Source organism: Streptomyces sp. NPDC058579 (assembly GCF_042718575.1).
Lineage (GTDB): Bacteria > Actinomycetota > Actinomycetes > Streptomycetales > Streptomycetaceae > Streptomyces.
Genome location: NZ_JBHXPI010000053.1, coordinates 37,236 through 43,565, shown reverse-complemented (window position 1 = coordinate 43,565; position 6,330 = coordinate 37,236). Strand labels below are relative to the sequence as shown.

6 protein-coding genes and 2 pseudogenes are annotated in these 6,330 nt (G+C 73.0%); 1 reads left to right on the top strand and 7 read right to left on the bottom strand.

Going from position 1 to position 6,330, the window contains the following annotated elements; all coding sequences use genetic code 11:
• Positions 1 to 237: 237 nt before the first annotated feature.
• On the top strand, positions 238 to 735 hold the full coding sequence (locus tag ACFWRO_RS33540; RefSeq protein WP_384517295.1) for a hypothetical protein: 498 nt from the start codon (positions 238 to 240) through the stop codon (positions 733 to 735).
• A gap of 75 nt (positions 736 to 810) precedes the next feature.
• Here ACFWRO_RS33540 and ACFWRO_RS33535 read toward each other — a convergent pair whose 3' ends face one another.
• The 7 genes and pseudogenes from ACFWRO_RS33535 to ACFWRO_RS33505 form a co-directional block, all read right to left on the bottom strand.
• Positions 811 to 2,121, bottom strand: a complete 1,311-nt coding sequence (locus ACFWRO_RS33535) for a DUF58 domain-containing protein (protein ID WP_384517292.1) — start codon at positions 2,119 to 2,121, stop codon at positions 811 to 813.
• A gap of 12 nt (positions 2,122 to 2,133) precedes the next feature.
• The gene (locus ACFWRO_RS33530; protein WP_384517289.1) at positions 2,134 to 3,117 is read right to left on the bottom strand and encodes an AAA family ATPase; all 984 of its coding nucleotides are present in this window, start codon (positions 3,115 to 3,117) and stop codon (positions 2,134 to 2,136) included.
• Positions 3,114 to 3,437 carry a hypothetical protein gene (locus ACFWRO_RS33525; protein WP_384517302.1) on the bottom strand — a complete coding sequence of 108 codons (324 nt, stop codon included), beginning with the start codon at positions 3,435 to 3,437 and terminating at the stop codon, positions 3,114 to 3,116. The genes ACFWRO_RS33530 and ACFWRO_RS33525 overlap by 4 nt, the downstream gene beginning before the upstream one ends.
• Positions 3,438 to 3,701: 264 nt before the next feature.
• Positions 3,702 to 3,872: pseudogene (locus ACFWRO_RS33520) on the bottom strand (hypothetical protein); the annotation flags it as partial.
• 128 nt (positions 3,873 to 4,000) lie between these two features.
• Positions 4,001 to 4,252: pseudogene (locus tag ACFWRO_RS33515) on the bottom strand (DUF4350 domain-containing protein); the annotation flags it as partial.
• Between the two features lie 68 nt (positions 4,253 to 4,320).
• Positions 4,321 to 5,010 carry a DUF4129 domain-containing protein gene (locus ACFWRO_RS33510; RefSeq protein WP_384517286.1) on the bottom strand — a complete coding sequence of 230 codons (690 nt, stop codon included), beginning with the start codon at positions 5,008 to 5,010 and terminating at the stop codon, positions 4,321 to 4,323.
• 4 nt (positions 5,011 to 5,014) lie between these two features.
• On the bottom strand, positions 5,015 to 6,241 hold the full coding sequence (locus ACFWRO_RS33505) for a hypothetical protein (RefSeq protein ID WP_384517284.1): 1,227 nt from the start codon (positions 6,239 to 6,241) through the stop codon (positions 5,015 to 5,017).
• Positions 6,242 to 6,330: the final 89 nt, after the last annotated feature.

Below are 6,330 nucleotides of genomic sequence, written 5' to 3'. Positions count from 1 at the left end.
GGTACTGCAGGGGGGACCCTGTGGGAGAGTAGGACGCCGCCGAACAATCATTGTGGGAAAGCCCCGCACCTTATGGTGCGGGGCTTTTCTGCGTTGGGCTGTTTTCGGCCAATGACTGATGTGGCCATGACATGTCAGGCTGGCTGTGTCACCCTCGTGGCGCAACTCCGAACCCGGGTGGCTCACCCAGCGGCTCGGGTTCCCCCCACCCACAACGCTGTGGCAAGGAGGAGCGTCATGAAGTACACCCCCCTACTGTCTGGCCTGGCCGCGCTGGTGATCGCGGCCGGCATCGGGGCTTCCACGACGGCGTATGCCGACACCGCCGACCTCAAGGTCGACGGAGTCATCGTCGTCTCGGGGAACACCTGCAGCTGGACCAACGCCAGTGCCAGTGCCAATCCGCCGAGCGCGCTCACCGTCGACCGGGCCACGATCAACAAGCCCGGTGGCAATCTGACCTGCGGCGGGGGTATCTCCGCCTCCCTCAACAACAACCCGGCCTTCACCTTCGATGACGCCGCCGGTACCGCGCGGACCGACGTCATCGACATCACCGGGCAGCAGTCGTTCGTCTCCTGTCGCTACAAGGCGACGAACATCGTCTGGAACCGTGACGGGGCGACCCGGAAGTACCTGAACACGCCGTTCACGGCCAGCAAGGTCTCGGGCTCGTTCCTGTGCCCGGGGTCCTTCAGTGCCGCGGCCGGGGAGGCCTCCGTCGCGTTTCGTTGATCCAGCCAGTTGAACCGAGCTTGATCGGTGGCCGGTGCGGGATTCTCTCCGCGCCGGCCACCGGTCCGTGTGGGGTCAGAGGCGGCCGGCGGCCTTCAGGGCCAGGTAGGCGTCGGCCAGGGCCGGGGCCAGGTTCTCGGGGGTGGCGTCGACGACCGTGACGCCGTGGCGGCGGAGCTGGTCCGCCGTGCGGTGGCGCTGGGCCTGGGCCTGGGTGGCGGCCGCGGCTTCGTAGACGCCGTCGATCGTGCCGCGGTGGGTGGTCATCTCGTCGGTGCGCGGGTCCGCGACCGAGGCCAGGAGGACCGTGTGTCGCTGGGTGAGCTGAGGCAGCACCGGGAGGAGGCCCTCCTCGATCGGGGCCGCGTCGAGGCTGGTGAGGAGGACGAGGAGCGAGCGGCGTGGGGCTCGGGACAGGGCCGTCGCCGCGAGGGCGCGGGCGTCCGTCTCCACGAGTTCCGGCTCCAGGGGGGCCAGGGCGTTGACCACGGCGGGCAGGACGTCGCCGGCGGAGCGGCCCTGGACCTGGGCGCGGAGGCGGCGGTCGTGGGCCAGGAGGTCGACGCGGTCGCCGGCGCGTGAGGCGAGGGCGGTGAGGAGCAGGGCGGCGTCCATCGCGGCGTCGAGGCGGGGGACGTCACCGACGCGGCCGGCCGAGGTGCGGCCGGTGTCGAGGACGATCAGGATGTGGCGGTCGCGCTCCGGGCGCCAGGTGCGGACGGCGACGGTGGTCTGGCGTGCGGTGGCCCGCCAGTCGATGGAGCGGGTGTCGTCGCCGGGGACGTACTCGCGGAGGCTGTCGAACTCCGTGCCCTCGCCGCGGGTGAGGACGCTGGTGCGGCCGTCGAGCTCGCGGAGGCGGGCCAGTCGGGACGGCAGGTGCTTGCGGCTGGTGAACGGGGGCAGGACGCGGAGCGTCCACGGCACGGTGTGGTTGCCCTGGCGGGCGGCCAGGCCGAGGGGGCCGTAGGAGCGGACGGTGACGCGGGCCGCGTGGCGGTCGCCTCGGCGGGTGGGGCGCAACGACGTCGTGAGGCGGCGGCGTTCGCCTGCGGGGACGGTCAACTTCTGGCGTGAGGCGGCCTGTTCGGTGCCGGGGAGCCAGCTGCTGGGGGGCCAGGCGTCGCGGAGTTGGGCGCGGAGGCGTCGGCGGGAGGGGTTGGTGACGGTGAGCTGGACCTCGGCGGCGTCACCCAGTCGAACTGTTGTGTCACCACTTCGGGTGAACCGCAGCGTTCGCACTGGCGCGGCCATCGCGTAGTCGCACAGAATTGCGAGTGTGAGGGGCGCGTTCACCGCGAGCATCCCCGCCCAACTGGGGGCGAGGAGGCCCACGGGGAGTGATCCGAGGGCGGCGAGCAGTGCGGTTCGTCCGGTGAGGGCCATGGGGCGCCGTTCTCAGCGGGGTACGGGGACGTGGGCGAGGATCGAGTTGATGACGGAGTCGGCGGTGACGCCCTCCATCTCGGCCTCCGGGCGCAGTTGGACCCGGTGGCGGAGCGTGGGCAGCGCGAGGGCCTTCACATCGTCCGGGGTGACGTAGTCCCGGCCGGTGAGCCAGGCCCAGGCGCGGGCGGTGGAGAGCAGGGCGGTGGCACCTCGGGGGGAGACGCCGAGGGTGAGCGAGGGGGATTCACGCGTGGCACGACAGATATCGACGACATAGCCGGCGATCTCGGGGCTGACCGAGGTCTTGGCGACGGCATCGCGGGCGGCCTCGAGTTCGGCGGGGCCGGCGACCGGGCGGACTCCGGCGGCCCGTAGGTCGCGGGGGTCGAAGCCGTTCGCGTGCCGGGTCAGGACGTTGATCTCGTCGTCCCGGGAGGGCAGCGGGACCGTCAGCTTCAGCAGGAAACGGTCGAGTTGGGCCTCGGGGAGGGGGTAGGTGCCCTCGTACTCGACCGGGTTCTGGGTCGCGGCGACGAGGAACGGGTCCGGGAGCGGACGGGGTGTTCCGTCGACGGTGACCTGACGCTCCTCCATGGCCTCCAGGAGGGAGGACTGGGTCTTGGGGGGCGTGCGGTTGATCTCGTCGGCGAGCAGCAGATTGGTGAAGACCGGGCCCGGCTGGAAGGAGAACTCGGCGCTGCGGGAGTCGTAGACGAGTGAGCCGGTGACGTCGCTCGGCATCAGATCGGGGGTGAACTGGACGCGCTTGGTGTCGAGTTCGAGCGTGGCCGCGAGCGCGCGGACCAGCAGCGTCTTGGCGACGCCGGGGACTCCTTCGAGGAGGACGTGGCCTCGGCACAGGAGGGCGACGACGAGTCCGGTGACGGCGGGGTCCTGGCCGACCACAGCCTTCCCGATCTCGGTGCGCAGGGCCTCCAGGGAGGCGCGGGCGCTGTCCGAGGTCGTAGGGGTCTCGGGGGTCGGGGCGCTCATGAGGTGCGTACCTCTCTTTCGAGGGCGTCGAGTTGGTCAGCCAGGCGGATGAGTGCGGCGTCGTCGGCGGGAGCCGGGCCGAAGAGCAGGTCCCTGGGGTCCGCGCCGGTTCCGGGGAGCCTGGTGGAGAGCGCGGGGAGCAGGGTCTCGGGGGAGTGGGCGTCCTGGGCGGCGACGCCCAGGAGCGGGGCGAGCCGGGTGCGGGTCGCGGTGCGCAGGACGGCGGCGGCGCGGTCGCGCGCGTCGGCCTTGCGGTAGAGGCGGGCGCGGCCCTCGGTGGCTTCGGAGGCGCGGATGGCGACCGGGAGGGGTTCGGTCACCAGGGGGCCGAGGCGGCGGCCTCGCCAGACGGCGGCGAGGACGGCGGCCAGGGCGAGTTGGAGCGCGCCCCAGAGCCAGCCCGAGGGGACGAGCGAGAAGAAGCTGTCGGTGGTGCTGTCGGGGGTCTCGCCCTCGGGGGTGCCGTCGGTGACGGAAGGGTCGGAGAGGGAGGGGAGGTACCAGAGGAGATGCGGGCGGGAGCCGAGGAGTTGAAGGGCGAGCGAGGCGTTGCCCTGCTTGTCGAGACGTTCGTTGTAGAGGATGTCGGCGGAGCCGAGGAGGACGGTGTCACCGCCTCCGGAGGTCGGCAGGGCGACGAGGGTGGGCCGGTCGTCGACGGGGTAGCACGTGGTCGCGCCGTCGACGTCGGTGGAGTAGCGCTCGCCGCCGAGGTCGACGCTGCCGGCGCGACGGCTGCGGGCAGGGCGCAGTCCGGTTCGCGGACCCTCACCGAGGTGCTGGGGGCCGTGGTGACGCCGGGGGCGAGGGCGTCGAGGGAGGCGGCTCCGGCGCCGACGAGGACGGTGCGGCCGCCGGAGGTGGTCATGGTCCGGTGCAGGGTGGACTGCTGATGGCCGGTCAGGAGGTCCGGTGTGGCGACCAGGAGGGTGCTGTCGGCTCCGGCGGCGCTGGTGGCCTCGTCGAGGGTGGTGACCACCTGGAGGGTGACGCCCTGGGCCTTGAGGATCTCGGCGACGGCGCGGCTGCCGTTGGGATCGGCGGAGCGCGGGTCGAGGTGGCCGTGGTGGTCGGTGGAGCGGACGGTCGCCAGGACGATGCCGCCGATGAGGACCAGGGCGAGGATGAGGAGCACGCCGCGGGCCCGGGTCCATATCTGGCGGGGCGCGAGCGAGGTCGACGTGGTGCTGGTGCGGGGCCGGCTCACGCGGGCGCCCCCGCGGTGGCGGTGTCGAGGGTCGGCCTGGTCCGCTCCAGGGAGGTGTCCAGGTCCTCGATGCGGCGGTACGCGGGCTCGTCGGCGGTGCGGCCGCCGTATGTGACGTCGTCGAACGAGCGGGCCGCGGCGCGGAGTTCGTCGGTGTGGGAGGGCAGGGTGCGGGCGGCCTCGGCGGCGGCCTCGTCGGCGGTGCGGCCCGGGCGGGGGTCGAGCAGGGTGCGCTCCTCCAGGGAGCGGACGATGGCCCGCATCCGTTCCTGGACGGCCTGGTTCCAGTGGCCGGCGGCGGCGTGCAGGGCGGCGGCTGCCCGGTGGTCGTCGGCGGTGCGGGGGCCGTCCTCGAAGAGGGAGTCCCCGGTGGCGGGGGTGCGTCGGGGGGTGCCGAGCCGCCACCAGAGCGCGCCGACCAGGGCGAGCACGACCACGACGATCGCGACGAGTCCGAGCAGGCCGCCCGGGGTCGCGCCCGCGGCCGCCTCGAAGAGGCCGCCGACCCATTCCCAGAAGCGGTTGAGGCCGCGTTCGAGGAGGCTGGGGTCGTTCTCGTGGTACATCGGTTTGGACAGTTCCCGCTCCGCCGCCTCCCGGGCGGGGACGCGGGGAACGTCCACCGGTACGTCGTCGGCGGCCAGGAGCGGCCGCCGCGCCGTGATCGTGCCCCCCGTTCCGATCACCCCGTCAGCTCCCGGTGGCCGGTTCGCCGGGGGCGGGTCCGTAGCCGGGGAGCCCGGCGGCTCGGGCGAGTTCGAGGTCCAGGGCTTCGCGGCGGATGCGCTGGTCGACGTAGAGGAGGACGGTCACGCCCGCCGAGATGGGGTACGTGATCGCGCTGATGATGACGCCACCGATGCCGTTGACGATCAGGAACGGCCAGCCGAACTCGGGGGTGGAGCCGGAGAGCAGACTGTCGAAGCCGCCGCCGTCCACGGCGTACGCGATGATCGCGAACGGGACGGCGACGATCAGCGCCACGAGGAAGAGGATCAGCTGCGTCAGCAGCGTGATGCCGAAGATCCGCCACCAGGAGCCCTGGACCAGCTTGGCCGAGCGCTTCAGCGAGGTGATGACGCCCTGGCGTTCCAGCATCAGGGCGGGGGAGGCCAGGCTGAAGCGGACCATCAGCCAGATGACGACCGCCAGGCCGCCCAGCGCGCCCAGGCCGACGAGCAGCCCTCCGGCCACGGAGCCGACGAGGAGCCCGGGCAGCAGGGCGACGAACATGATGCCCGCGCTCATCAGCGGCAGGAGCAGGGTCAGCCCGCAGAGCTGGAGGAGCCGCGGCCGGGCCTCACCCCAGGCGTCGCCGAGGGAGACCGGGCGGCCGAGGACCGCGCGGCTGATGACCACGGTGAGCAGCGCGGCGCTGACCAGGGTGGCCATGATGAGGATCAGGAGCGCCGGGATCGAGGCGATCAGGCTCGTCTGCAGGGAGTCGCCGAGCTGGGCCAGGGCCTCGTCCGGGGTCGCGTCCGAGTTCAGCTCGGGCGGCGTCGGGGCGAGGAAGCGCTGGACGAGTATGTCGGCGGTCTGGGAGATCACCGCGACCGTGACCGTGATCGTGAGGACGGTGCGCCAGTAGGTACGCATCGTCGACACCGCGCCGTCGAGGATCTCGCCCATGCCCAGGGGGCGCAGCGGGATCGCACCGGGCTTTGCGGCCGGGGGCCTGCCCCAGTTGCCGTACGGCGGTCGGCCGCCGTAGCCCGGGCCCGGCTGGGGGCCGGAGGCCTGGCCGGGGACCGGGGCGGTCGGCGGGGACCACTGTCCTGCGGGCGGCTGGTCCTTGGACCACTGGGGGGCGGAGTCGTTCACGTCACCGGGCGTGGTGGGCCGGGGGACCCCGGAACCGTCCTGGCCGTCGGAGGGAGCGGATCCGGGCGAGGTCCAGCCCGGAGTGTCGTTCACGGTCGTCCACCTCGAGGAAGGGTCGCGGGGCGGCCGGCTCGGCGAGCCGGCACGGTCACAGTGGCCGTTCCCCTCGCGGGGCGGCGGGC

Excerpts from the sequence above, each read along its gene's own strand:
- ACFWRO_RS33540 (WP_384517295.1), top strand. The coding sequence starts at position 238 with ATGAAGTACACCCCCCTACTGTCTGGCCTGGCCGCGCTGGTGATCGCG.
- ACFWRO_RS33535 (WP_384517292.1), bottom strand. The coding sequence starts at position 2,121 with ATGGCCCTCACCGGACGAACCGCACTGCTCGCCGCCCTCGGATCACTC.
- ACFWRO_RS33530 (WP_384517289.1), bottom strand. The coding sequence starts at position 3,117 with ATGAGCGCCCCGACCCCCGAGACCCCTACGACCTCGGACAGCGCCCGC.